At 46.3% G+C, this 24,263-nt stretch carries 23 protein-coding genes and 1 riboswitch; of the genes, 17 read left to right on the top strand and 6 right to left on the bottom strand.

From position 1 onward, the window contains the following. Window positions 1-3 precede the first annotated feature (3 nt). The 5 genes from argB to ICN44_RS04525 are packed head-to-tail and all read left to right on the top strand — an operon-like array spanning window position 4 to window position 4,617. The gene (gene argB / locus ICN44_RS04545) at window positions 4-906 is read left to right on the top strand and encodes an acetylglutamate kinase (RefSeq protein WP_216262894.1); all 903 of its coding nucleotides are present in this window, start codon (window positions 4-6) and stop codon (window positions 904-906) included. Between the two features lie 10 nt (window positions 907-916). Beyond that, window positions 917-1,567 (top strand): nucleoid occlusion factor SlmA, encoded by a 651-nt coding sequence (gene slmA / locus ICN44_RS04540; RefSeq protein WP_216262893.1) that lies wholly within the window; start codon window positions 917-919, stop codon window positions 1,565-1,567. Then, entirely contained in the window at window positions 1,564-2,703 is a 1,140-nt protein-coding gene (locus ICN44_RS04535; protein ID WP_216262892.1) for a homoserine O-acetyltransferase, read from the top strand. The genes slmA and ICN44_RS04535 overlap by 4 nt, the downstream gene beginning before the upstream one ends. Next, on the top strand, window positions 2,700-3,293 hold the full coding sequence (metW, locus tag ICN44_RS04530) for a methionine biosynthesis protein MetW (protein WP_216262891.1): 594 nt from the start codon (window positions 2,700-2,702) through the stop codon (window positions 3,291-3,293). Before ICN44_RS04535 ends, metW begins: the two co-directional genes overlap by 4 nt. Beyond that, window positions 3,286-4,617 carry an MFS transporter gene (locus ICN44_RS04525; RefSeq protein WP_216262890.1) on the top strand — a complete coding sequence of 444 codons (1,332 nt, stop codon included), beginning with the start codon at window positions 3,286-3,288 and terminating at the stop codon, window positions 4,615-4,617. The genes metW and ICN44_RS04525 overlap by 8 nt, the downstream gene beginning before the upstream one ends. 23 nt (window positions 4,618-4,640) lie before the next feature. On the opposite strand, the gene ICN44_RS04520 is transcribed toward ICN44_RS04525, so the two are convergent. After that, window positions 4,641-5,423: an exodeoxyribonuclease III gene (locus tag ICN44_RS04520; RefSeq protein WP_216262889.1), complete on the bottom strand. Its 783-nt coding sequence runs from the start codon at window positions 5,421-5,423 to the stop codon at window positions 4,641-4,643. Between the two features lie 8 nt (window positions 5,424-5,431). On the opposite strand from ICN44_RS04520, the gene pyrE reads away from it, so the two are divergent. Beyond that, entirely contained in the window at window positions 5,432-6,100 is a 669-nt protein-coding gene (gene pyrE, locus ICN44_RS04515) for an orotate phosphoribosyltransferase (protein WP_216226674.1), read from the top strand. A 12-nt stretch (window positions 6,101-6,112) separates the two neighbouring features. Here the strand turns inward: pyrE and dapF are convergent, their stop codons facing one another. Genes dapF through ICN44_RS04500 form a run of 3 tightly spaced genes read right to left on the bottom strand, consistent with a single transcriptional unit; the run spans window position 6,113 to window position 8,810 of the window. Next, complete coding sequence (gene dapF, locus ICN44_RS04510; RefSeq protein WP_370624869.1) at window positions 6,113-7,009, bottom strand: diaminopimelate epimerase; 897 nt, start codon at window positions 7,007-7,009, stop codon at window positions 6,113-6,115. 17 nt (window positions 7,010-7,026) lie between these two features. Then, window positions 7,027-7,926, bottom strand: coding sequence for a lipid A biosynthesis acyltransferase (locus tag ICN44_RS04505; RefSeq protein ID WP_216262888.1), 900 nt, complete (start codon window positions 7,924-7,926; stop codon window positions 7,027-7,029). Between the two features lie 23 nt (window positions 7,927-7,949). After that, window positions 7,950-8,810, bottom strand: coding sequence for a lysophospholipid acyltransferase family protein (locus tag ICN44_RS04500; RefSeq protein ID WP_370624860.1), 861 nt, complete (start codon window positions 8,808-8,810; stop codon window positions 7,950-7,952). 203 nt (window positions 8,811-9,013) lie between these two features. On the opposite strand from ICN44_RS04500, the gene metK reads away from it, so the two are divergent. The 3 genes from metK to metF all read left to right on the top strand — a co-directional run bounded on the left by metK (window position 9,014) and on the right by metF (window position 12,729). Then, window positions 9,014-10,180: a methionine adenosyltransferase gene (metK, locus tag ICN44_RS04495; protein WP_216262887.1), complete on the top strand. Its 1,167-nt coding sequence runs from the start codon at window positions 9,014-9,016 to the stop codon at window positions 10,178-10,180. Window positions 10,181-10,247: 67 nt separating this feature from the next. Then, window positions 10,248-10,360: riboswitch (S-adenosyl-L-homocysteine riboswitch) on the top strand. Between the two features lie 61 nt (window positions 10,361-10,421). Next, window positions 10,422-11,867 carry an adenosylhomocysteinase gene (gene ahcY, locus ICN44_RS04490; RefSeq protein ID WP_216262953.1) on the top strand — a complete coding sequence of 482 codons (1,446 nt, stop codon included), beginning with the start codon at window positions 10,422-10,424 and terminating at the stop codon, window positions 11,865-11,867. A 31-nt stretch (window positions 11,868-11,898) separates the two neighbouring features. Next, the gene (gene metF, locus ICN44_RS04485) at window positions 11,899-12,729 is read left to right on the top strand and encodes a methylenetetrahydrofolate reductase [NAD(P)H] (RefSeq protein WP_216262886.1); all 831 of its coding nucleotides are present in this window, start codon (window positions 11,899-11,901) and stop codon (window positions 12,727-12,729) included. 1 nt (window position 12,730) lies between these two features. On the opposite strand, the gene ICN44_RS04480 is transcribed toward metF, so the two are convergent. Next, the gene (locus ICN44_RS04480; RefSeq protein WP_255537410.1) at window positions 12,731-13,348 is read right to left on the bottom strand and encodes a 5-formyltetrahydrofolate cyclo-ligase; all 618 of its coding nucleotides are present in this window, start codon (window positions 13,346-13,348) and stop codon (window positions 12,731-12,733) included. A gap of 93 nt (window positions 13,349-13,441) precedes the next feature. On the opposite strand from ICN44_RS04480, the gene ICN44_RS04475 reads away from it, so the two are divergent. Genes ICN44_RS04475 through ICN44_RS04465 form a run of 3 tightly spaced genes read left to right on the top strand, consistent with a single transcriptional unit; the run spans window position 13,442 to window position 17,475 of the window. Further along, complete coding sequence (locus tag ICN44_RS04475; RefSeq protein ID WP_216262884.1) at window positions 13,442-15,400, top strand: lytic transglycosylase domain-containing protein; 1,959 nt, start codon at window positions 13,442-13,444, stop codon at window positions 15,398-15,400. 36 nt (window positions 15,401-15,436) lie between these two features. Next, window positions 15,437-16,345, top strand: a complete 909-nt coding sequence (locus tag ICN44_RS04470) for a complex I NDUFA9 subunit family protein (RefSeq protein WP_216262883.1) — start codon at window positions 15,437-15,439, stop codon at window positions 16,343-16,345. After that, window positions 16,345-17,475, top strand: a complete 1,131-nt coding sequence (locus ICN44_RS04465; RefSeq protein ID WP_216262882.1) for a polynucleotide adenylyltransferase — start codon at window positions 16,345-16,347, stop codon at window positions 17,473-17,475. Before ICN44_RS04470 ends, ICN44_RS04465 begins: the two co-directional genes overlap by 1 nt. Window positions 17,476-17,484: 9 nt before the next feature. Here ICN44_RS04465 and ICN44_RS04460 read toward each other — a convergent pair whose 3' ends face one another. After that, window positions 17,485-18,672 (bottom strand): class I SAM-dependent methyltransferase, encoded by a 1,188-nt coding sequence (locus ICN44_RS04460; RefSeq protein ID WP_216262881.1) that lies wholly within the window; start codon window positions 18,670-18,672, stop codon window positions 17,485-17,487. 25 nt (window positions 18,673-18,697) lie between these two features. Between ICN44_RS04460 and ICN44_RS04455 the strand changes: the two genes are divergently transcribed. From ICN44_RS04455 to glmS, 5 genes are read left to right on the top strand one after another with little or no spacing between them, the layout of a single operon-like run. Next, window positions 18,698-19,507, top strand: a complete 810-nt coding sequence (locus ICN44_RS04455) for an SDR family oxidoreductase (RefSeq protein ID WP_216262880.1) — start codon at window positions 18,698-18,700, stop codon at window positions 19,505-19,507. 23 nt (window positions 19,508-19,530) lie between these two features. After that, a complete protein-coding gene (locus ICN44_RS04450; RefSeq protein WP_216262879.1) occupies window positions 19,531-19,926 on the top strand; it encodes a dihydroneopterin aldolase in 396 nt (131 codons plus the stop codon). 23 nt (window positions 19,927-19,949) lie between these two features. Further along, the gene (ttcA, locus tag ICN44_RS04445) at window positions 19,950-20,858 is read left to right on the top strand and encodes a tRNA 2-thiocytidine(32) synthetase TtcA (RefSeq protein ID WP_216262878.1); all 909 of its coding nucleotides are present in this window, start codon (window positions 19,950-19,952) and stop codon (window positions 20,856-20,858) included. Further along, window positions 20,855-22,378: a bifunctional UDP-N-acetylglucosamine diphosphorylase/glucosamine-1-phosphate N-acetyltransferase GlmU gene (gene glmU / locus ICN44_RS04440; protein WP_216262877.1), complete on the top strand. Its 1,524-nt coding sequence runs from the start codon at window positions 20,855-20,857 to the stop codon at window positions 22,376-22,378. The genes ttcA and glmU overlap by 4 nt, the downstream gene beginning before the upstream one ends. Beyond that, a complete protein-coding gene (gene glmS / locus ICN44_RS04435) occupies window positions 22,378-24,210 on the top strand; it encodes a glutamine--fructose-6-phosphate transaminase (isomerizing) (RefSeq protein ID WP_216262876.1) in 1,833 nt (610 codons plus the stop codon). The genes glmU and glmS overlap by 1 nt, the downstream gene beginning before the upstream one ends. Window positions 24,211-24,263: the final 53 nt, after the last annotated feature.

Raw genomic sequence — 24,263 nt, 5'->3', positions numbered from 1 at the left:
GCGATGACTAAGCATTTACCAACTATTAGTGATATTTCTCCTTTATTAAAGGCGGAGATTCTTGCTGAGGCTTTGCCTTACATTCGTGCTTATCACGGCAAGACTATTGTGATTAAGTACGGCGGAAACGCGATGGTGGAAGAGCGCCTCAAAGAAAGTTTTGCCCGTGACGTTATCTTGTTAAAACTGGTCGGCATGAATCCAGTGGTGGTTCATGGCGGAGGCCCGCAAATTGATGAGGCCTTAAAGAAGATTGGTAAGACCGGTACTTTTATTCAAGGTATGCGCGTAACCGATGAAGAAACCATGGAAGTAGTGGAGTGGGTTCTAGGTGGCGAGGTGCAGCAGGATATTGTGATGTTGATCAACCACTTTGGTGGCCAGGCTGTTGGCTTGACAGGTAAAGACGGCGGCTTGATTCATGCTAAGAAAATGAATATTCCTAGCGATACAGAGCCAGGCAAAATGGTCGATATCGGTTTTGTTGGTGAGATCGAAGCAATTAATCCTGCGGTGGTTAAAGCTTTGCAGGATGATGCATTTATTCCGGTGATTTCTCCTATTGGCTTTAGTGCAGAAGGTCAGGCTTACAACATTAACGCTGACTTGGTGGCTGGCAAGATGGCTGAAATTCTTCATGCAGAGAAGTTGGTCATGATGACTAACATTCCGGGCGTGATGGATAAAGACGGTAAGTTACTGACAGATTTAACTGCGCGAGAAATTGATGCACTCTTTGCTGATGGCACTATTTCTGGCGGCATGTTGCCGAAGATTTCTTCTGCATTAGATGCCGCTAAGAGCGGCGTGAATTCAGTACACATCATTGATGGCCGTATTGAGCACTCTTTATTATTAGAAATTCTGACCGAGCAAGCGTTCGGTACGATGATCCGCTCTAGATAAGTAGACAACCATGCGCGAATCTTTAGAGCCAGCAAACATCAACGACAGCAACGCTGACGCTGGTTTAGCTCGTAAGCGCCCTCGCCCTGGTGAACGCCGCTTACAAATTCTGCAAGTGCTTGCAGAGATGTTGCAAAACCCAAAGGGTGAGCGCGTTACTACGGCGGCTTTAGCAGCCAAGATTGAGGTTTCAGAAGCAGCCCTATATCGTCACTTCGCCAGTAAGGCGCAGATGTTCGAGGGCCTGATTTCTTTTATCGAGCAAACCGTCTTTGGGTTGATTAATCAAATTAATCAAAAAGAAGAGTCTGGTCTTGCTCAGGCGCGCGGTATCTTGCAAATGCTTTTATTCTTTGCTGAAAAGAATCCTGGCATGACTCGTGTTTTATTGGGTGATGCTTTATTGCAAGAAGATGATCGTCTTCAAGAGCGCATTACTCAAGTGCTCGATCGTGTCGAGGCATCTCTTAAGCAAGCTCTGCGTATCGCCCAAACCCAAGGTGGTAATTGGGCGCAGTTGGGTCAGGAAGAAGTCAGTATCCGTGCTGCCATGCTGATGAGTTTTGTTTTGGGTCGTTGGCATCGCTTTGCCCGTAGCGGATTTAAGAAGCTGCCAACTGAAGCCTCCGATGTTAGTCTGCGCCTTCTTCTGTCAGAATGAGCGAGCTACACCTCTCTAGAAATACCATTCATTTTGCCGAGCCCCTGCCTTTGCAGAGTGGCGCCATCTTGTCTGGCTATGATTTAGTCATTGAAACTTATGGCAAGCTCAACGCCGATAAAAGTAATGCTATTCTTGTTTGTCATGCACTCAATGCATCTCACCACGTAGCGGGACCAAGTCCAGAAGATCCAGAAGATATTGGTTGGTGGGACAACATGATTGGCCCGGGCAAGCCAGTGGATACCAATCATTTTTTTGTCATAGGCGTTAATAATTTAGGCTCTTGTTTTGGTTCTACTGGGCCAATGAGCATCAATCCCGCTACCGGCAAGCCATATGGCGCTGATTTCCCTGTAGTCACGGTTGAGGATTGGGTGAACACTCAGGCCCGCCTGGCTGATAAATTGGGCATTCGGAAGTTTGCTGCGGTGATGGGCGGAAGCTTGGGCGGCATGCAGGCTATGGCTTGGGCCATTCAGTTTCCTAAGCGCATAGATCACTGCGTGGTGGTGGCATCTACCCCGAGGCTGAGTGCACAAAACATTGCTTTCAATGAAGTGGCGCGTAATGCCATTCTGTCAGACCCCGACTTTCATGGTGGCAACTACTACGAGCATGGCGTGGTACCAAAACGGGGCTTACGTTTGGCGCGCATGGTTGGTCACATCACCTATTTGTCTGATGATGACATGGCAGAAAAATTTGGACGAGAGTTGCAGCGCCCTAATGGTGAGTCAAATGACTACCGCTTCAGCTTTGATGTTGAGTTTGAGGTTGAGAGTTATTTGCGTCATCAAGGTGATAAGTTTTCAACCTACTTTGACGCCAATACTTATTTGTTGATTACGCGCGCACTAGATTATTTTGATCCTGCACGTCGTTACGATGGCAGTCTGAATCGCGCCCTAGCGGAAGTACAAGCCAAGTTTTTGGTTGTCAGCTTTTCAACCGACTGGCGCTTCCCGCCTGATCGCAGTCGCGAGATTGTGCAATCTTTGCTGAGCAATAAGAGTGAAGTGACCTATGCTGAGATCGATGCGCCACATGGACATGATGCTTTCCTGTTAGATGACGAGCGTTATCACAACCTGGTCCGCGCTTACTTTAAGCAAATGCGTGAGGTTCAAGCATGAGCAATTTTAATAAGCGTGCCGACTTTGCTTCCATAGCTAATTGGATTGCACCCAATACTCAAGTCTTGGATCTCGGTTGTGGCGACGGTAGTTTCTTGGAGTTTTTACAGAAACAAAAACCGGTTCACGCTTATGGCGTTGAGATTGATGATTCACGCGTACTCTCTTGTGTGCAAAAGGGTTTGAATGTCATTCAGCAAGATTTAGAGGGTGGCTTAGCACTCTTTGAAGACAGAAGTTTTGACACAGTTGTGCTGTCACAAACCCTGCAAACCATTCATCAAACTGAAAAGATTTTGCGTGAGGTGGTCCGGGTAGGTAAAGAGTCGGTGATCTCCTTTCCAAACTTCGGACATTGGTCTCATCGATTGGCTGTTGGTCTTGGTCGCATGCCAGTTTCTAAGAGCTTGCCTTATCAGTGGTACAACACGCCTAACGTACGCGTACTTACGGTTGCTGACTTTGAGAAGTTAGCCTCAAGCCTTGGCCTGAAGGTAATTGATCAATGCATCTTGCATGAGGGTCGCCAGGTGACTTTGATGCCAAATTTATTTGGTAGCCTCGCTTTATTCCGCATTCGTCGTGCCTAACAAGCAACTTCATGTAGTCAAGTCCTGGCTTCAAGACTTTCGGGTTTATCTCGAATGGCCTTGTTTGCGTATGTTGTTCTTGGGCTTCTCCGCAGGGCTTCCTCTATTACTTATTCTAGGGACGCTGAGCTTTTGGCTACGTGAAGCTGGCATTGATCGCAGCACCATTGGTTACTTAACTTGGGTGGGTTTGATCTATGCTTTTAAGTGGGTTTGGGCTCCGCTTGTGGATCGCCTACAAATCCCGCTCTTAACTCAATTGTTTGGTCGCCGCCGCAGCTGGCTACTCTTTGCCCAAGCGCTCATCATTTTGGGTCTGGTCGGTATGTCGACTTTAGATCCAAAGCTGGCACTCAATTCCATTGTTTGGTGTGCGCTATTGGTGGCTTTTGGATCTGCCACTCAAGATATCGCATTAGATGCTTTTCGTATCGAGTCAGCTAATAGTGATCATCAAGCAGCTCTGGCAGCCACTTATCAAACGGGATATCGATTGGCTTTGATATGGGCTGGTGCTGGAGTTCTCTGGCTTGCTGCTAGGGCAGAAACAGGCAGTGGCTATGACGCAAGTGCATGGCAATTTGCCTATCTCTGTATGGCAGCCTCTATTGGTGTGGGTGTCATTACCACTCTCTTGAGCAAGGAGCCAGCAAGATATGAATTAGCAAAAGTTCGCACTGCTAAAGCATGGCTTTACCAAACCCTAGTTGAGCCATTTGCTGAATTTATTACGCGCTATCGCTGGCACGCCGTATTGATTCTGTCTTTAATTGCCATCTACCGTATAAGCGATGTCGTGATGGGCATCATGGCTAACCCGTTTTATGTCGATATGGGTTACACCAAAGATGAAGTCGCAGCTGTAAGCAAAGTATTTGGTGTGGTGATGACTTTAGTGGGCGCCTTTGTAGGCGGTGTGCTCACACTGCGCTTTGGTGTTTTACGAATTCTATTTGTGGGCGCGGTTCTCTCAGCTGTTAGTAATGTATTGTTTGCATGGCTAGCAACCCAAGGCCATGATTTGCATGGTTTGATTTGGGTGATATCTGCAGATAACTTAAGCTCGGGTATTGCCAGTGCAGCCTTTATTGCTTTCTTATCTTCATTAACCAATATCCGCTACTCCGCAACTCAGTACGCCTTATTTAGCTCTATGATGCTCCTCTTGCCTAAATGGCTAGCGGGCTTTTCCGGAGTATTTGTAGATAACTTTGGATACCAAGCATTCTTCTATGGAACCGCCATCATTGGCGCGCCAGTCCTACTGCTTATTTGGGCGACAATTCATTTCAAGATCGTCCAGATCAAAAAAGAAGGGGAGTAATCCCCCCTTTTTTTGCGGTGCGCTTAAAGTTTCCAGTCGTAATCCACTGTGAGTGGCGCATGGTCTGAGAATTTCTCCTCTTTGTATACGGCGGTTTTCTTGGCGGTACCAGCAATGCCAGGCGTAGTGATGTGATAGTCAATGCGCCAGCCAACATTCTTTGCATACGCCTGGCCTCGATTACTCCACCAGGTGTAGCAAGTCTCAGTTGCTTCTGGTTCGAGCTGTCGATAGACGTCTACGTAACCCACTTTGCTAAAGAGATTAGTAAGCCATGCACGCTCTTCAGGTAAGAAGCCAGAATTTTTGAGATTGCCTTTCCAATTCTTCAGATCAATTTCCTGGTGAGCAATATTGACGTCACCACAAAGAACAATTTCACGACCAGACTTTTTTAAGGAAACGAGATGTGGCAGAAAACTATCGAGATAGCGGTATTTAGCCTCTTGACGCTCTGGTGAGCTTGAGCCCGAGGGCATATAGACAGAAATGACAGAAAGCCCTTTAAAGCGTGCCTCTACATAGCGCCCTTCTGCATCAAACTCTTCATTGCCATAGCCGTACAAGACCTGATCTGGCTTATGGGGCGTATAAATACCGCAACCGCTGTAACCCTTTTTTTCGGCATGATGGAAAAAGCCATGCATACCATCAGGATTGAGGATGGCATCCTCCAGATCATCGCGTTGAGCTTTGAGCTCTTGCATACAAATGAAGTCTGCTTTTTGCTTAACGGCCCATGGCAGAAAGCCCTTTTTGACTGCGGAACGGATACCGTTGAGGTTCGCGGAAATGATGCGTAACATATAGGCCTATGAGCTCAAATAATTCAAATCAAGATAACTTTATTCGTTTTGCCTTAGAGGCAAAGGTTTTGTCCTTCGGGGAGTTTAAAACCAAAGCAGGAAGACTCTCTCCTTATTTCTTTAATGCTGGCGAATTTAATGACGGCGCACGTTTGAGCGCATTAGGCCGTTACTATGCCAAAGCCTTGCAAGAGTCAGGTATTAATTTCGATATGCTTTATGGCCCAGCATACAAGGGCATTACATTGGCGGCTGCTACAGCTATCGCCTTGGCAGATAACGGTATCAATGTGCCTTATGCCTACAACCGAAAAGAAGCAAAAGACCATGGTGAAGGCGGCATGCTGGTTGGCGCACCCGTCAAAGGCCGAGTGGTCATCATTGATGATGTGATTTCAGCGGGTACTTCAGTAAGAGAATCAGTTGATCTGATTCGTGGTGCTGGCGCAGAGCCGGCAGCCGTCCTTATTGCTCTAGATCGTATGGAGCGCTCAGGTAATGCGATTGATATTGGAGATAAGTCTGCAGTGCAAGCTGTAGAGCAAGAGTTTGGTTTGCCAGTCATTGCGATTGCTAACTTAGCTGGTTTGATGTCATTTTTGATGGCGTCAAGCGATACCCAACTAACAAATTATTTACCCGCAGTGAAAGCCTATCGCGATACATACGGCATTTAAGAGCAACAGCTTTTAGATTGTTGTTTCGCCTTCGAAGACGGTAACTGCTGGGCCAGTCATGATGACGGGTTGAGCAATATCATTGATGAAGCCACCCCACGCAATCTGAAGGTCACCGCCTCGCGTATGTACTTTCACAGGGGAATCTAACAGACCTCTGCGTATGCCGGAAACAACTGCTGCACAAGCGCCAGTACCGCAGGCTAAGGTTTCCCCAGCACCGCGTTCGAAGACGCGTAACTTGATTTCATGGCGATTGATCGCTTGCAGGTAACCGACGTTTACTTTTTTAGGAAACGCTTCAAACTTTTCAATCTCAGGTCCTTCTTCTAGAACGGGCGCACTATCGACATCTCCAACCACCTGCACAGCGTGTGGATTGCCCATGGAAAGAACACCAACCAAACTGTCATGGGTTGCTGGGTAATTGAGGGGAAGTGCGTACAGCGTTTCTTGAAACTCTTGTACGCTTGCCAAGCCATTGGCATTAAATGGAATACGACTGTGTTCAAAAATTGGCGCGCCCATATCTACCTCTACCTGGCCATCCTCATGAGACTTGAGAGTGAGAACCGTGTGGGCAACTTCGACACGTAAAGGGTTCTTATTGGATAGCCCTTGATCCAATACAAAGCGCACAAAGCAGCGAGAACCATTGCCGCACTGCTCAACTTCACCGCCGTCAGCATTAAAGATGCGATATCTAAAGTCGGCATCGGGACGAGTAGCTTTTTCAACCAAAAGAATTTGATCTGCACCAATTCCAAATTGACGATGGGCTAATGCTTGCCATTGCTCGCGGGTAATGTTGCTGAGATCTTGGTCGATGCCATTGAGCACAATAAAATCATTACCAGCACCATGCATTTTGGTGAAGCGAATTTTGCGTACGGGATTGCTGGTATTGATGCTCAAAATGATTCCGTTTAATCGTAAAGACTAGGTTCGCCTTCGGGTCTATGTTTAAAGCGCTTATGAACCCAATAGTACTCCGCCGGTCTTTCGCGAACAAGCTCCTCAATGTATTGATTTAAGCGAGCGGTATCTTTTTCAACATCATCACTAGGAAAGTTCGGCAATGGCTCGCTGATATGGCAGGTATAGCCTTTACGATCTTTATTTAAGGTAGTTGTCATAAGGCACACCTCAGCCCCGCTCAGCCTTGCTAGGCGGGAGACGGAAGTGATGGTATTGGTCTGTATGCCAAAGAAAGGCACAAAGACGGAGTCACGAGGGCCCAAGTCAATGTCGGGGGCAATAAAAATAAAGTTACCCGTTTGAATTTCTCGGATGAGATCACGTAAGCGACTTTGTCTCTCGATCGATTTGCCGCCAAAGCGATTTCTCCACTCAATCATTTTTTGATTGAAGAAAGGATTCTTCATGTTTTGGTACAGCCCTGCGCCGCGTGGCCAGTCGTGTTGGTTAGCCAATACTGAAAGTGCCATAAAGCCGCCTTCAAGCCCAACGAAGTGTGGATTAATCAGTAGGCGTGGCTTGCGATCTCCCAAAGTAATCGCTGATTCAATGGTGACGATATCGGTAATTTGTTTGCCACTACCTAGCCAGATACGACTTCTCTCTAATACGCTGCGGCCAAATAATTTCCAATGCTCAATCGCCAGATCATCAAGTTCTTTTTCACTGAGATTGGGAAAACACAAACGTAAATTAGTCTTCACTACATAGGTACGGCTATTTGGAATATGGGCTGCAAGCCAGCCCAGGCCATAGCCCACATGGACGGTAATCGTATAAGGCAGGAAGGCAAAGAGACGCAAAAGACTGAGCGCCAAGAAATTGAAGAGGTTTTGTAACCAGGTCATTTCAAAAATGATAACGAATTTTTTTAATTGCTTGGGGGCAATTCTGCACCGGCGGGATGCTTATAGCGGTTGTATGACCAAATGAATTGTTCTGGCGCCACCAGAACTGCATTTTCAATTGCAACGTTGAGTTCTGCAGCGGCAAGATTGGCATCTTCAGATAGAGGTGCAAGACGAGTAGCCTGCATGAGCCATCCTTGGCCAATACCTTTACGCTTAGCGGTAAACATGACTACTGGCGTGTTATTCCGATTGGCTAGACGCGCTGGTAATGGCGTTGTGTATGCAGGACGTCCAAAGAATGGGACCCAAACACCTTCGCCGCCACTAGGCACTTGATCTGGAAGAATGCCAATTGCTTCTCCTCGGGTGAGCGCTCTAGTCATTTGGCGCACGCCATTGAGGTTGGTCGGCACGAAATGCATATTCGGATAGGCGCGACCTTCTTCTACTTCTTCATTGAGCCATTCTTGGCGTGAAGGTCGATAGAGAATCGTTGCTGGGAAATGCTGTGCGAGAACACGTGGAATGATCTCAAAGCCACCAAGGTGAGGGGTCAGCATCACTAAGCCGTGCCCTTCGCCGATCGCCGCCTCAACCATATCCCAGTTTTGCACTTCTACTAATGAAAGGGCTTTTTGTGGATTTCTCCAAATCCACAGGCTGTCTGAAAACAACATTCCAGAGGCTCTTACTGCATCCCAAAGCTTGAATGGCAGGCCCCGTGCATTCACTACCGCTTCGTATTGGGGTTTAAAGAGTGAGCGATATTGCTTGGAGCCAAGGTAAGCCAGCATGCCTAAAAAGGCCCCAATCACTTGCACAAGCGCAAGGGGAAGCGCGGCAATCGCATTAAGGCAGAGCTTGAGAAGGAGTTTTCGCACCCCCTTATGATATTCAATGCCGCTCTCAGTGTGTGGATTTCAGCATGCCTTGCTGAATTAGGCATTTTTCGGATAGAATCCACTCATCGCTGAGTTAAGGCAACTTGCAGGGCGATTCATAAATTCTGCTAAAGCGTCGCCGTTGTAGTTCCTGGCACGTCGAGTTGTCCCAATGATCGTGTTAATTATTAAAGGAATATGCAATGGCAAATGATTACTTCTTTACCTCAGAATCCGTTTCTGAAGGTCACCCCGATAAAGTAGCAGACCAAATCTCTGATTCTATTCTTGATGCCATCTTGGCTCAAGATCCTACTGCACGTGTTGCAGCTGAAACTTTGTGCAACACCGGCTTAGTCGTTTTAGCTGGTGAAATTACTACTAACGCCAACGTTGACTACATTCAAGTTGCTCGCAACACTTTGCGTGAAATTGGTTACGACAACACTGACTACGGTATCGACTACAAAGGTTGTGCCGTATTGGTTGCTTACGACAAGCAAAGTCCTGATATTGCTCAAGGTGTTGATAAAGCCCATGATGACGGCTTGGATCAAGGCGCTGGTGATCAAGGCCTCATGTTTGGTTACGCTTGTGATGAAACCGCAGAGCTCATGCCTTTGCCAATTCACTTGTCACACCGCTTGGTTGAGCGCCAATCACAATTGCGTCGCGATGGCCGATTGAACTGGTTGCGCCCGGATGCGAAGTCACAAGTGACCTTGCGCTATGTGGATGGCAAGCCTGATTCTATCGATACTGTGGTGTTGTCTACTCAACATGATGAAGAAATCTCTCTCGAAAAATTACGTGAAGCAGTCATCGAAGAAATCATCAAACCAGTACTGCCTAAGCATTTGATCAAAGGCGCTATTAATTTCTTGGTAAACCCAACTGGACGTTTTGTTATCGGTGGCCCACAGGGTGATTGTGGTTTAACTGGTCGCAAAATTATTGTGGATACCTACGGTGGTGCAGCCCCTCACGGCGGCGGCGCTTTCTCTGGTAAAGATCCATCTAAGGTTGATCGTTCTGCTGCATACGCTGGACGTTATGTTGCGAAGAACGTGGTTGCTGCTGGTTTGGCAAGCAAGTGCTTGATTCAGATCTCCTATGCGATTGGTGTTGCTAAACCAACCTCAGTCATGGTGAGCACTTTTGGTACGGGCAAGATTTCGGATGAGAAGATTGCTCAATTAGTTTCTGAGCACTTTGACTTGCGTCCAAAAGGTATTGTGAAGATGTTGAACCTCTTGCGCCCAATTTATAAAAAGACTGCTGCTTATGGTCACTTTGGCCGTGAAGAGCCAGAATTTACTTGGGAGCAAACAGACAAAGCAGCTGTATTACGTGCCGCAGCAGGTCTGTAAGTAGGAAATACCCAGTTTGTAGGTGTATTGAGGCGAAATATGCCGTAATTGTTTACAATTACGGCATACCTTTAAGGAGCGTTGCAAGGAATGCTGAGACCCAGCACTTCCCCAGGCTTGAAGGGAGTGGGCTCTAAGGTAATTCTCGGAGTTTGCTAATTGCAACCGCGCTCGCTAACCCATGATTCAATGGCTAGCGAGTTTCTACTCCAGCATTGGATCGTATTTAGCTGGAGCATTAATGAATACCGTTTCTGATTTAAATAACTTTGTAGCAACTCGTTGCGCAATCGCTGATATCTCTTTGGCTGACTTTGGTCGCAAAGAAATTGCCATTGCTGAAACTGAAATGCCTGGCCTGATCGCCATTCGTGATGAATTTGCTGCACAACAGCCATTGCGTGGCGCACGCATTACTGGTTCATTACACATGACCATTCAAACTGCAGTATTGATCGAGACGCTAGAGGCACTCGGTGCTGAAGTTCAATGGGCGTCTTGCAATATATTCTCTACGCAAGACCATGCTGCTGCTGCCATTGCTGCTAACGGCACGCCAGTATTTGCTATTAAAGGCGAGACCCTAGAGCAATATTGGGACTTTACGCATCGCATTTTTGAGTGGGCTGATGGCGGCTACACCAATATGATTTTGGATGATGGTGGCGATGCTACTTTGTTATTGCACCTTGGCGCACGTGCTGAAAAAGACCAAGCTTGCTTGAACAATCCAACGAGCGAAGAAGAAACTATTTTGTTTGCTGCCATTAAGAATAAATTGGCGCAAGATCCAACTTGGTATTCAACTCGTTTAGAAAAAGTTAAAGGTGTTACAGAAGAAACCACCACTGGGGTACATCGCCTGTATCAAATGTTTGCTAAGGGCGAGTTAAAGTTCCCAGCTATCAACGTCAATGACTCAGTTACTAAGAGTAAATTCGATAACCTTTATGGTTGCCGTGAATCTTTGGTAGATGCAATTAAGCGTGCTACGGACGTAATGGTAGCCGGTAAGGTTGCAGTAGTTTGTGGTTACGGCGATGTGGGTAAAGGCTCAGCTCAAGCATTGCGTGCCTTGTCAGCTCAAGTTTGGGTGACTGAAGTAGACCCAATCTGCGCATTGCAAGCTGCGATGGAAGGCTACCGTGTTGTGACGATGGATTACGCTGCTGATAAAGCGGACATCTTTGTTTCTGCAACAGGTAACTACCATGTGATTACACATGACCACATGGCTAAGATGAAGAATCAAGCCATCGTTTGTAATATCGGGCACTTTGATAATGAGATCGATGTTGCTGGAATTGAGAAATACAAGTGGGAAGAAATCAAACCACAAGTTGATCACGTGATTTTCCCGGCCGCCAATGGCAAGCCTGAAAAGCGCATCATTATTTTGGCTAAAGGTCGTTTGGTGAACCTGGGTTGCGGCACAGGGCATCCTTCGTATGTCATGAGCTCTTCATTTGCAAACCAGGTGATTGCACAAATTGAATTGTGGAATGCAGTAGGTACAGATAAATACCCAATCGGTGTTTATACATTGCCTAAGCATTTGGATGAGAAGGTTGCACGTCTACAGCTCAAGACTCTCAATGCCGAGTTAACTGTCCTGTCTGATCAGCAAGCTTCTTACATTGGCGTAACGAAGCAAGGTCCATACAAGGCTGACCACTACCGTTATTAATCCAGTCACATAGAAACCTAGGCCCAAAATCATGGAATTAAGCGTCGAATTCTTTCCTCCAAAAACACCTGAAGGTGAGAGTAAGTTGCATCTGGTGCGCGAGCGTTTCAGTGAAACACTCAAGCCAGCGTTTTATTCCGTGACCTTTGGTGCCGGTGGCTCTACTCAGTCCGGTACTTTAAAAGTGGTGAGCGACATTCATGCTGCCGGTGCAGTAGTTGCCCCTCACTTATCTTGTGTTGGTAGCTCACGTGAAAGCGTGCGCGAGATGCTCAAGCAATATCAAGCTTTAGGTGTGAAGCGCATTGTGGCTTTGCGCGGTGACTTGCCATCTGGCATGGGTCAGTATGGCGAGTTTCATCATGCTAATGAGTTGGTTGAATTTATTCGCTCAGAAACGGGCGATTGGTTTCATATCGATGTAGCCGCTTATCCAGAAACGCACCCACAAGCGAAGTCGCCTGCTAGTGATATCGATTTCTTTGTGCAAAAGATGAAGGCGGGTGCAAACTCTGCCGTCACGCAGTATTTTTACAACAGCGATGCATACTTCCGCTTCGTAGACGAGGCTTATGAATTGGGCGTTACGCAGCCAATCATTGCCGGCATTATGCCGATTACCAATAGCAGCCAATTATTGCGATTCTCTGATGCCTGTGGCGCAGAAATCCCACGCTGGATTCGTTTACGCCTTCAATCCTACGGTGATGATATTGCGTCTATTCGTGCATTTGGTGAAGAAGTGGTGACAGACTTGTGTGATCAGTTGTTAACTGCTGGCGCACCTGGCATTCATTTCTACTCGCTAAATCAGGCCGATGCGGTTTTAGCGATTGCAGACAATTTAGACTTAACGAAGTAAATCAACTCAGTAAGCCAGACTCCGTCAACAGCATATCCAAGGGCTCGTCATGTGTTTGAGCGGCCCATTGAGAATCCTCTAATTTTTGCCAATCAAATCCAATCCCCATGCAAATGAGACTTGGATTGTCTTTTCGTAGCTGCGCCAGAGTTCGATCAAAATACCCGCCGCCATAGCCTAGTCGCCAATAGTGTGCTTTGTCGCTCACAATAGAGCTAGACCAGCCAACGCAGGGAATTAGGATGCAGTCAGGAATGAGTTGTGGCCTTGCAGTATTTTCTGGGCTGGGCTCAGGAACGCCGTGCTCGCTTGGAATTAATGTATCCCCCTCTTGCCACTCGTAAAAATCAAGGTGTTTATCAGGGCGCGCATAGGGCAGCGCTAAGCGACGCTGAGAGGCATTCTTCATCCAGCTTAATAAAGTTGGGCGTAAATCAATTTCATCCTGAATGGGCCAATAAAGGGCGATTGAGCGAATAGATTTGCCTTCATTGACTAAAAAATGATTGAGGCCTGCTATTAGGCCTACTTTTGCAGAAGCGTAGCTATTCCCGGCAGTAAATTCTTTGCGTTGTTTTAATAAATCTTGGCGAAGAGTTTTTGGTGAATTACCGTGCATATCGAACATTATCAGGCGAAAATTAAAGGATATAGTAATCAAGTACTGCAAGGCCTCTAGCCTTGCAAATAGAGATAGGGTTGGATCGGAAGAATGAAGTTTGTAATAGTAAACAGCAAATACCTTCAATGGGCCAAAATTCTGGTTTTGGGCCTATTACTAGGTGCGTCCAATTCCTATGCAGAAAAGCTGAAGAAGCCAAGCCTGCCCAAGTCTTATGAAAGCAAGGCTGCTCCAGCTGAAATTACCGATACCGATCGGATGTTTATCGATTTGCGCGAAGCTGCAAAAAAGAATGATGTTTTTCGTACCCAGCAACTTTCATCCAATTTGGTTAATTACCCATTTGATGACTATGTAGCCTACTTCCGCATCAAGCCGCAATTATTTGATAGTGCTGGCGGCGCACGTAATGACTATGGCGCAGACGCTCAAGTAGTCGCATTCTTAAATCAATATCAAGGCACAGCATTGGCTGACCGTATGCGCAATGATTGGTTATTGGTTTTGGGTAAGCGTAGGGACTGGGCACGTTTTGATGTGGAGTACGCTAAGTTTGTTTTAGATGACGATACACAAGTGAAGTGCTATTCCTTGCTGTCTAAATTATCTCAAGGTGAGAACCCAACTAAATTAGCGATTGATTCTCGAGCGGTGTTACTTGATCCAAGTTATTTTGGACAAGCATGCCAAGAGTTGGTTCCATCATTGGTTGCTGCGGGCGGCATGGCTCCAAGTGAAGCCAAGGCTATTGGGCGTGCGGCCAGCGAAAAAGGCTACGACACCATGGCGCGACGTATTGGTGGTGAAGACCCAATTGCAGATATTGTTAAAGTAGCAAAGGCTGATCCAGCAAAGGCCTATCGTGACTTTTCTCAAAACGCTTCACGCTATAGCAAAGAAAACCAAGCGGTTGCTTGGGGCGTGATTGGACAATTTTTAGCCAAGAAATTAGACCCCAATGCGGACGATGCGTATCGCTTACAGCAAGAGCTGGGCTTTAACGAACTCCTTTCAGTCGAGTCACAAGAATGGAAAGTGCGCGCAGGCTTGCGTGCCAAAGATTGGGTCCTGGTTAAAAATGCAATTGATGGTATGAACCCGGCGGTTCGCTCTAAGGACCCCGCGTGGACCTATTGGTATGGCCGCGCATTGAAGGCCGAAGGCCAAGATGTAAAGGCCAAAGACAGTTTTGAAATGATTGCGGATCAATATAACTTCTACGGCCAGCTTGCACGTGAGGAGCTAGGTAAATCCAATAATGCGCCCGCTAAAACGAAAGTGACTGAGCAGGAGATTGATGCGATGGCGAGCCGCAAGGGCTTTATTCGTGGTGAGCGCTTATATGCCATGAATCTTCGCTTTGAAGGTAATCGCGAGTGGAACTGGGAATTGCGCAATATGACTGACAAGCAGTTGCTTGCAGCTGCGGAGTATGCAAAGCGAATCAATTTATATGACCGCGTCGTTAACACTGCCGATCGTACCAAGCAAGAGCACGACTTTAGTTTGCGCTACCCAACTCCGTACAAAGAAGAACTATCTCCAATTGCGCGTCAAATAGATCTCAATCTTGCTTGGGCTTATGGCTTGATTCGTCAAGAGTCACGCTTCATTATGAATGCCGCCTCTTCTGTGGGTGCTTCTGGATTAATGCAGGTGATGCCAAATACTGCAAAGTACGTGGCTAAGAAGATTGGGATGGCCAATTACACCAATGACAAATTAAGCGATACGAATACCAATTTAACTTTAGGAAGTAATTATCTAAATATGGTTTTGATCGATTTAGATGGATCTTGGGTTTTGGCTTCCGCGGCCTATAACGCAGGCCCTTCGCGCTCAAAGGCTTGGCGGGAAAAATTATCTGGCCCTACAGAGGGCGCTATTTTTGCTGAAACTATTCCGTTTACTGAGACACGTGTGTATGTGAAGAATGTGCTCTCTAATGCAAATTACTATTCATCGGTGATGAATGGTCAGCCACAATCTTTAAAACAGCGCCTAGGTGTCATTACACCGAAGGCTGCTACTCAATCTGAGCTTCCTTAAACAATCAATCACCGAGCTAAGCAAAGAAAGCTTCCTATGAAATATGACATTCTTCTAATCGGTGGCAATGGATTTGTGGGGCGAGTCATTGCTGCGCAACTTCAACTAGCAGGTTATTCCGTATTGGTTCCAACAGGCCATTTAGGCGCTGCACGTGAATTACGCATGTTGCCCAAGGTACATGTCGAAGAGGCTGATGTTCATGAGTTTGATGAGCTGCAGAGCCTTTGTGAGCGCATTAAGCAAAATGGTGCCGTGATCAATTTGGTCGGAGTGCTACACGATAAGCCGGCTAAGCCTTATGGAAAGGTATTTAAAGCTGCGCATGTGGAGCTGCCTAAAAACATTATTACGGCAATGCAGCTCCATGGCTTAAAGCGCTATTTACATATGAGCGCATTGGGTGCCGACTCTCATGGCCCATCAATGTATCAGCGCAGCAAAGGTGATGGCGAGGCTGCAGTCAAGGCCAGCAATTTAGATTGGACTATCTTTAGGCCTTCAGTCATTTTTGGTGCGCAGGATCAATTCATTAATTTGTTTTCTAAGTTGACTAAGTTGTTTCCTGCTATGCCTTTAGCAAATTCCCAGGCGCAATTTCAGCCGGTGAGCGTAGATGATGTTGCAGGAGCATTTGTTAAATCCTTATCGATGCCTCAAACGATTCATCAATCCTATGACTTGGTTGGCCCAACGGCTTACACCATGAAAGAGATTGTTGAGTTTGCTGCACGTAAGGCTAAAACCTCGTGCCTCATCATTCCTGTGCCAGCTTTTGTGGGCTATCTACAGGCATTGGCATTTGAATTCTTGCCCGGTCCTACATTGATGTCTCGTGACAATATTGCCTCTATGCAAGTACCCAATACTTTGCCAGTGAATAGTGTTGATGCCTTGCCGGAAGTATTCAAAATGAGTCGTCGCAGCCTAGAGGGTATGCAGTAATGAAAATCTACGCAGTAGGCGGAGCCATTAGGGACACCCTCATGGGTTTGCCTGTGCACGACATTGATTATGTTGTGGTGGGCTCCAGCGTAGAAGAGATGGTTGCTAAGGGCTTTCGTCCTGTCGGCAAAGATTTTCCAGTGTTTTTGCATCCAGAGACGCAGGCTGAATATGCACTGGCGCGCACTGAGCGCAAGACTGGTAAAGGCTACAAAGGCTTTAACTTCTATGCTGACCCTTCTGTCACTCTGGAGCAAGACTTAGGGCGTCGTGATTTAACAATCAATGCGATGGCGCAAGAAGTGGGCGTTGATGGAAAGCAATTTGGACCTATTATTGATCCTTATAACGGCCAAGAAGATTTGGCTGCCAAAGTATTTCGTCATGTGTCAGATGCATTTGCAGAAGATCCATTGCGCCTCTTGCGCATTGCTCGCTTTGCTGCGCGCTTTCCTGAATTTAGTGTTGCTCCTGAAACGCTCAGTGCTCTTAAAGCCATTACTCAATCAGGCGAGTTAAATGCTTTATCGGCAGAACGCATTTGGCAAGAATTAGCCAGGGGCTTAGTTGCTGCTAAGCCGATGCGCTTATTTCAAGTCTTATTGGATGCTGACGCAGCCAGAACGATATTGGCGCCTTCATTGACCACCCAACTGTCTGAAGAGTCGTTTCGTGAAGAGCTCATCGCGTATTTTTCCTTAGCTGGAAATAGTATTGAAGAGCGCTGCGCAATTACGCTAATGAATTTACCTGCAAATGAAATTCGTTCATGGGCTGAATGTGTACGCATGCCAATTGATGTACGAGATTTCAGTGAAATATTTAGTGATCTTAGGTTCTTAATAAACAAGTATCCCAATGCCTCTTATCAGGCGGTAGACGTTTTGAATTGGTTCAACCGTGCAGATGTTTGGCGTAAGCCAGATCGAGCACAAGCACTTTTGAATCTTGCGGATAAATTGGTAATGCCTGTTTCCCCTTTGATCAATGCAATGCGTACTACTCAAGCCATCAATACAGCCGAAATTATTGCTGGCGTAGCTGCAGAAGATCGATCCAACGGCGAGCGGATTGGCAGCGCATTTGAGTCTGCCAGGTTGTCTGCAATTACTATGGCTCTAGCTTCTTAAAACAAGCGTCTACAGCCTATTTCTGCCGCGTAGACCCGGCAGATCTTCGAGTACATATCCCGGCAGCAAACTTTCTAATTTCTTTGAAAATGCAAAAGCTTTAAAGAGCTCGCCCATCTCTGCTTCAGACAATAATTTTTGCAAAGAATTGGAGATCGGCAGGAAGGTTTCTGGATCACTTGGGTCGCCAATTTCTAAAGCAATATCACCAATGCCAGCATCTAATAGATATGCAGCCTGGTTGGTAAGGTATACATCATCCACATTTTCAGCCAACGCGCTACGAGCAATTTGGGACCATTCAACGTGCGTTGTTAAGTCGCAAAGACCGGGTAGATGAAATGGATCTTGAATCGCATGATGGCGATGGTGAGCCATTAAAGTGCCCCCAAGCCTTTGCGGGTGATAGTACTCGCTCTCAGGAAATCCATAGTCAAACGTGAGGAATAGGCCAGCATCTAAATGTTTTGCAATTTGTTGCATCCAGGCGTTTGCTGGCGTGTGTAGTTCAGTGACATAACCTTCTGAGAAGTTGCCGCTGAGAAGGCTTTCAGGAAGTAATTGTTGTTCGACTGGAGAGCCTACTTTCCAGATCAGTTTGTCATTCTCAAATGCAACACCGTACCAATACCAAAATCCATTTTGATAAATGATGGCATCACAAGGAATGGCATCAATCACTTCGTTGGCCAGAATGATGCCTTTGAAATTCTCAGGTAACCCCGTTAACCAATTGCATGGGGTCTTAAGATCGAGTTGTTCAACAGTATTTCTAATTCTTTCTTGTTGTCGCTGCGCTAAGTCTGGCGAAATTTCGATAATGTCGTAACGATCCAAATGAAAGCCAAGGTCATTCAGGCGGGTAAGTATTGAGGTAGCAAGCTTGCCTGTCCCAGCGCCAAACTCCAAGATTTGAGTGGGCAGACCTTTTTCCTTGAGCCCCTCAAGTACAGGTAGGAGAGTTGAGCAAATGGCTGCGCCAAAGAGAGGGCTTAATTCAGGGGCGGTAGTAAAGTCGCCACCAGCCCCGAGTTTGTGAGCGCCAGCGCTGTAATAGCCCATTCCTGGCTCATATAAAGCCATCTCCATATAGCGAGAGAATGGCAGCCAGCCGCCCTTTAAGGCGATTTGAGAGGCTATTTTGGCCTTTAGAAGGGCACTATGCTCCGTTTCAAGGCTGGTCAAGGTAATATCCATAGCTCGCTAGTCTAAGAGAATTTAATTGAACCCTAGTTCAACGCCCCCATCCCAGCAAGGAAAAGCAGTTTTAGTGACTGGCGCCGCCAAGCGCCTGGGCCGAGAAATTGCCTTGCAGTTTGCCCGTCAGGGCTGGGATGTTGCCGTTCATTATGGGCGATCCGAGCAAGAGGCCCAAGAAACCATCAGAGAAATCAAAATGATGGGTGTGAAAGCCCAAGCTTTCCAAGCAGACTTGGCTGATGAGGCTGCCACTAAAGATCTTTTCTTGGCTGTCAGCAAGGCATTCCCTAATTTGGCCTGCTTAGTTAATAGCGCGTCTATTTTTGAATATGACCGTGCGAATTCGAGTACCCCGTTAAGTGGAAAAAGTTTGCAAGACCATATGCAGGTCAATTTAACTGCGCCAATTTTGCTGTCTCAGCTGATGTTTGAGTTTCAAAAAAGTAAGCCAAATACACTCGGCGTCATTCCAGTAGTAATTCAACTGCTAGATCAAAAGTTGATTAACCCTAATCCAGATTATTTGTCTTACACATTGTCTAAGGCAGCGTTACTTTCTTCGGTTGAACTATTGGCAATGGATTTTGCGCCTCATCTGCGCGTAGTCGGATTAGCACCCGGAATCTCTTTGCCATCAGGCGATCAAACAATGGATGGTTTTTCCAAGGCCCATCAAATGACGCCGCTAGGTAGATCCTCATCGCCTGCAGATATTGCAAAGGCAGCCGTATTTTTGGCGGACTCTAGCGCCATCACCGGAACCACCTTATATGTGGACGGTGGGCAACATTTATTACCATCATCACGTGATGTGATGTTCAAAACCAATTAAGTATTTTTAAAAAGCAAATATACATGCACGCCATTCTTTCTCATCCCGCTCTTGTTGACTGTCGCCGTTTATTTCTCCGGGACTATGAGATTTATATCAACATCGGAGTTCATGACTTTGAGAAAAAAGCAGAGCAGCGCGTCATCCTCAATGTGGACTTATATATTCCCCTTGATATGAATACGCCAACTAACGATCAGTTGGATGAAGTAGTGGATTACGACTTCATGCGTGAAACCATTAAGGCTCGGGCCTCTCAGGGACATATTCATTTACAGGAAACCTTTTGCGATGACATCGTGACGGCAATGTTGTTGCACTCAAAGGTATTGGCTGCGCGTGTAAGCACGGCTAAGCCAGATGTCTATCCAGACTGTCATTCGGTGGGTGTTGAAGTATTCCGTATCAAGACTTCTTAAATAGAATTTAGAAAAGAACTCTTATGGGCGATATTCGTAAAGTTGTCTTTGAAGAAAACAAGCTAGAGAAGAAACTCTGCCGCTTGGTAGGTCAGGCCATTGGAGACTTTGGCATGATCGAAGAGAGCGATAAGGTCATGGTATGTGTTTCGGGTGGTAAAGATAGTTACGCCATGCTCGATATTCTGATGAAGCTGCGTGAGCGCGCGCCAATCAATTTTGAAATTGTTGCAGTGAACTTGGATCAGAAGCAGCCTAATTTCCCCGCCGAAATCTTGCCTAATTATTTGAAGAGTTTAGGTGTTCAGTATCACATTGAAGAGCAAGATACATATAGCATTGTGAAGCGTGTGATTCCTGAGGGTAAAACCACTTGTGGATTGTGCTCACGCTTGCGCCGAGGCATTTTGTATCGTGTTGCAGATGAGTTGGGCGCAACGAAGATTGCTTTAGGCCATCACCGTGATGACATTCTAGAAACCTTGATGCTCAATATGTTTTATGCGGGCAAGCTAAAAGGGATGCCGCCCAAGTTGCGCTCAGATGATGGCAAACATATCGTGATTCGCCCCTTGGCATATGTCCCTGAGAAGCTGCTTGAACGTTATGCGGCAGATATGAACTTCCCGATTATTCCTTGTGATTTATGTGGAAGTCAGCCCAATTTGCAGCGTCAGGTCATGAAAGAAATGTTGCGTGATTGGGAAAAGAAGCATCCAGGACGGGTAGAGAACTTATTTCGCTCGATGCATCACATCGTTCCATCTCATTTGATGGATGGCGAAGCCTTTGATTTCAAAAACTTGGAGATTTCCACCGAGTTGGCAGGGATTGCTGCTAGATCTTCTGGCGACAGGGCAATAGATGAGGCTGAATTGGATGAATTAGCCTGTGGAACCATGATTCAGGGGACTTATAATCCCCCTTTATGAATATCGTCATTTTGGCTGCTGGGCAAGGAAAGCGGATGAAATCCGCCCTCCCCAAGGTACTGCAAACTCTCGCAGGAAAACCCCTGCTCCAACACGTTCTCAATACCGCTCTTTCACTACAGGATAAGAAGGCTAAATCTGGCCCCGTAGTAGTGATTGGTCATGGCGCAGCAGATGTAAAAACATTCTTGCTAAATGCAAGCAAGGAAGATCCAAGCTTTGGCAAAGTAAGCACTGCGCTGCAAGCAGAACAAAAAGGAACGGGTCACGCGCTATTGCAAGCCCTGCCTAAATTAGATGTTCAAGAGCCAACTTTAGTTTTATATGGCGATGTTCCCCTTACTACAAAAAAGACGCTAGCCAAATTAGCAAAGTTAGCTGATGGTGTACGCGGTCAAGACAGTGCACTTGCGCTCCTCACGCAAAACCTTGTCAATCCAACTGGATACGGCCGGATTGTTCGTGATGCAGATGGTTCTGTGAAAGAGATCGTCGAAGAGAAGGATGCGACGCCAGCGCAAAAGTCGATTCAAGAAATTAATACCGGCATCATGGTATTGCCAACGAACTCATTGAAGAAATGGCTTAAGTCTTTACGTGCCAGCAATGCACAAGGCGAGTACTACTTGACTGATGTGATTGCCATGGCTGTTAAAGACGGCGTGCCGATTCGCACAACGCAAGCTGATGATGAGTTCGAGACGATTGGTGTCAATAGTCGTGATCAACTCGCTGCACTAGAGCGTGTGCACCAACTTAATATTGCCAATCAATTAATGGATGCAGGTGTATCCCTTGCTGATCCTGCGCGTATTGATGTACGTGGCACCTTAGAGTGCGGCACTGATGTGTCTATTGATGTGGGGTGCGTATTCGAAGGTTGTGTCACATTAGATGCGGGCACAAAGATTGGGCCATATTGCGTCATTCGCAATAGCGTGATTGGTAAAGGCGTTTCTATTCATGCATATAGCCATGTGGACGGCGCAAAAGTGGGTAATCAATCATTAATTGGCCCTTATGCTCGTTTGCGTCCTGGCGCAGATTTATCAAACGATGTGCATATTGGTAATTTCGTAGAAGTGAAGAACAGCAAAATTGCTGCTAATAGCAAAGCAAATCATTTGGCTTATGTTGGCGACTCTATTGTTGGCTCACGAGTCAATATTGGTGCCGGCACCATTACTTGCAACTTCGATGGCGTTAACAAACACCAGACCATTATTGAAGATGACGTTTTCATTGGTTCGGATACTCAATTGGTTGCACCAGTGCGCGTTGGTCGTGGTGCCACATTGGGGGCTGGTACAACTCTGACTAAAGATGCGCCTGCCAATCAGCTCACAGTATCCAGAGCGAAACAAATTTCCTTGCAGTGGCAGCGCCCTGTCAAGCAAGAAAAGAAACCAGTCAAAAAAGTTGCTGCCAAGAAAGCAAGCCCTAAAAAAGTAACCGTAAAGACAGCTGTGAAGAAGGCCGTCAAGAAGACGATTAAGAAAACTGCAAAGGGTAAAAAATAATGTGCGGTATTGTTGGCGCGGCCTCCCAAAAAAATATTGTTGATGTTTTGGTTGAGGGCTTGCGTCGCTTAGAGTATCGCGGCTATGACTCTTGTGGCTTTGCTCTGATTAATGGCGATGATGCTAAGCACCCAATCGAGCGTGCCCGCACCACTGCACGTGTTTCTGAGTTGGCCGAGCAAGGCAAAGATTTCTTTGGCACCTTGGGCATTGCGCATACACGTTGGGCTACTCACGGCAAGCCAGATACCCAAAATGCCCATCCTCATATTTCCAATGATTTGGTCGCTGTTGTTCATAACGGCATTATTGAGAATTATGAAGTTCTGCGTTCAGATTTAAAAGCCGCTGGATATGTATTTACTTCTGAAACAGATACTGAAGTTATCGCCCATTTAATTCACCAGCAATATGTGGCTAGTGGTCAAAAAGATATTGCGGCATCGGTAAGAGCGGCGCTTCCTAAATTACATGGCGCATACGCTATTGGCGTTATCTCTCAAGATAACCCGAGTACTTTAGTGGGCGCTCGTGTTGGTTCTCCTCTAGTGGTTGCCATTGGCGATCATGAGCACTTTTTGGCTTCTGATGCTTTGGCATTGGCAGGACGCGCTCATTCCATGATGTATTTGGAAGAGGGTGATGTTGCTGTTCTCAAGGCTGATTCCGTTGATATAGTTGATCAAGCTGGTAAGGTCGCTCAAAGAAATCTGAAGCCTATGCCAGCACAAGCTGACTCAGTTGATCTCGGCCCTTATCAGCATTACATGCAAAAAGAAATTTTTGAGCAGCCCAGGGCAATTGGCGACACGCTTGCTAATATCGCCGACTTTGGTCCTGAGCTATTTGAAGCAAAGCCAGAAGATTGGAAAGCTTTTGAGCAGATTTTAATATTGGCATGCGGCACAAGTTATTACTCCGCATGTGTTGCTAAATATTGGCTAGAAGATATTGCTGGTATTCCAACTCAAGTAGAAATTGCGAGTGAGTATCGCTACCGCACCACTGTACCCAATCCAAAAACACTCATTGTGGTGGTTTCACAATCTGGTGAGACGGCAGATACTTTGGCAGCATTACGTCATGCCAAGGGTTTAGGTCACCGGTTCACATTAGCAATTTGTAACGTAGCCAGTAGCGCAATGGTTCGTGAAACCGATTGGCATTTCTTGACCAAGGCTGGTGCTGAAATTGGAGTGGCTTCAACAAAGGCATTTACTACGCAGCTTTTAGCGCTCTATCTCTTAGCGGTTTCGATTGCTAAGCGCGATGGCAAAATTTCTCCTGAAAAAGAAAAAGAGTTACTTCGTGACTTACGTCACCTACCGAAAGCGCTTCATGCAGTACTAGCGCTTGAGCCACAAATCATTGCCTGGAGTGATGCTTTTTCTAAGTGTGAAAATGCCCTATTCCTTGGTCGTGGAATGCACTACCCAATTGCACTTGAAGGCGCATTAAAACTCAAAGAGATTTCTTATATTCATGCTGAAGCTTATCCAGCAGGTGAGTTAAAGCATGGTCCGCTTGCTCTAGTTACAGACAAGATGCCGGTTGTTACCGTTGCGCCAAATGACGTCTTATTGGAGAAGCTTAAATCCAATATGCAAGAAGTCAAAGCACGCGGTGGCAAGTTATATGTTTTTGCTGATCAAGATACCCATATCTCTAGCAGCGACGGCATCAATGTCATCAAGCTGCCTGAGCACTATGGCAACCTCTCACCTATCCTTCATGTAGTACCTCTTCAACTGTTGGCTTATCACACAGCCTGTGCGCGTGGTACAGACGTTGATAAGCCCAGAAATCTGGCAAAGAGCGTTACGGTCGAATAATTTTTCGCCTGTTTGACATTCATCTAAAGGTATGAAAAAAATTCAGCAGATAA

Origin of the sequence: Polynucleobacter sp. JS-Fieb-80-E5, from assembly GCF_018882015.1 — a bacterium.
Lineage (GTDB): Bacteria > Pseudomonadota > Gammaproteobacteria > Burkholderiales > Burkholderiaceae > Polynucleobacter.
The sequence above is the reverse complement of the archived record's forward strand: the minus strand, read 5'-3'. Positions and strand labels throughout refer to the sequence as shown.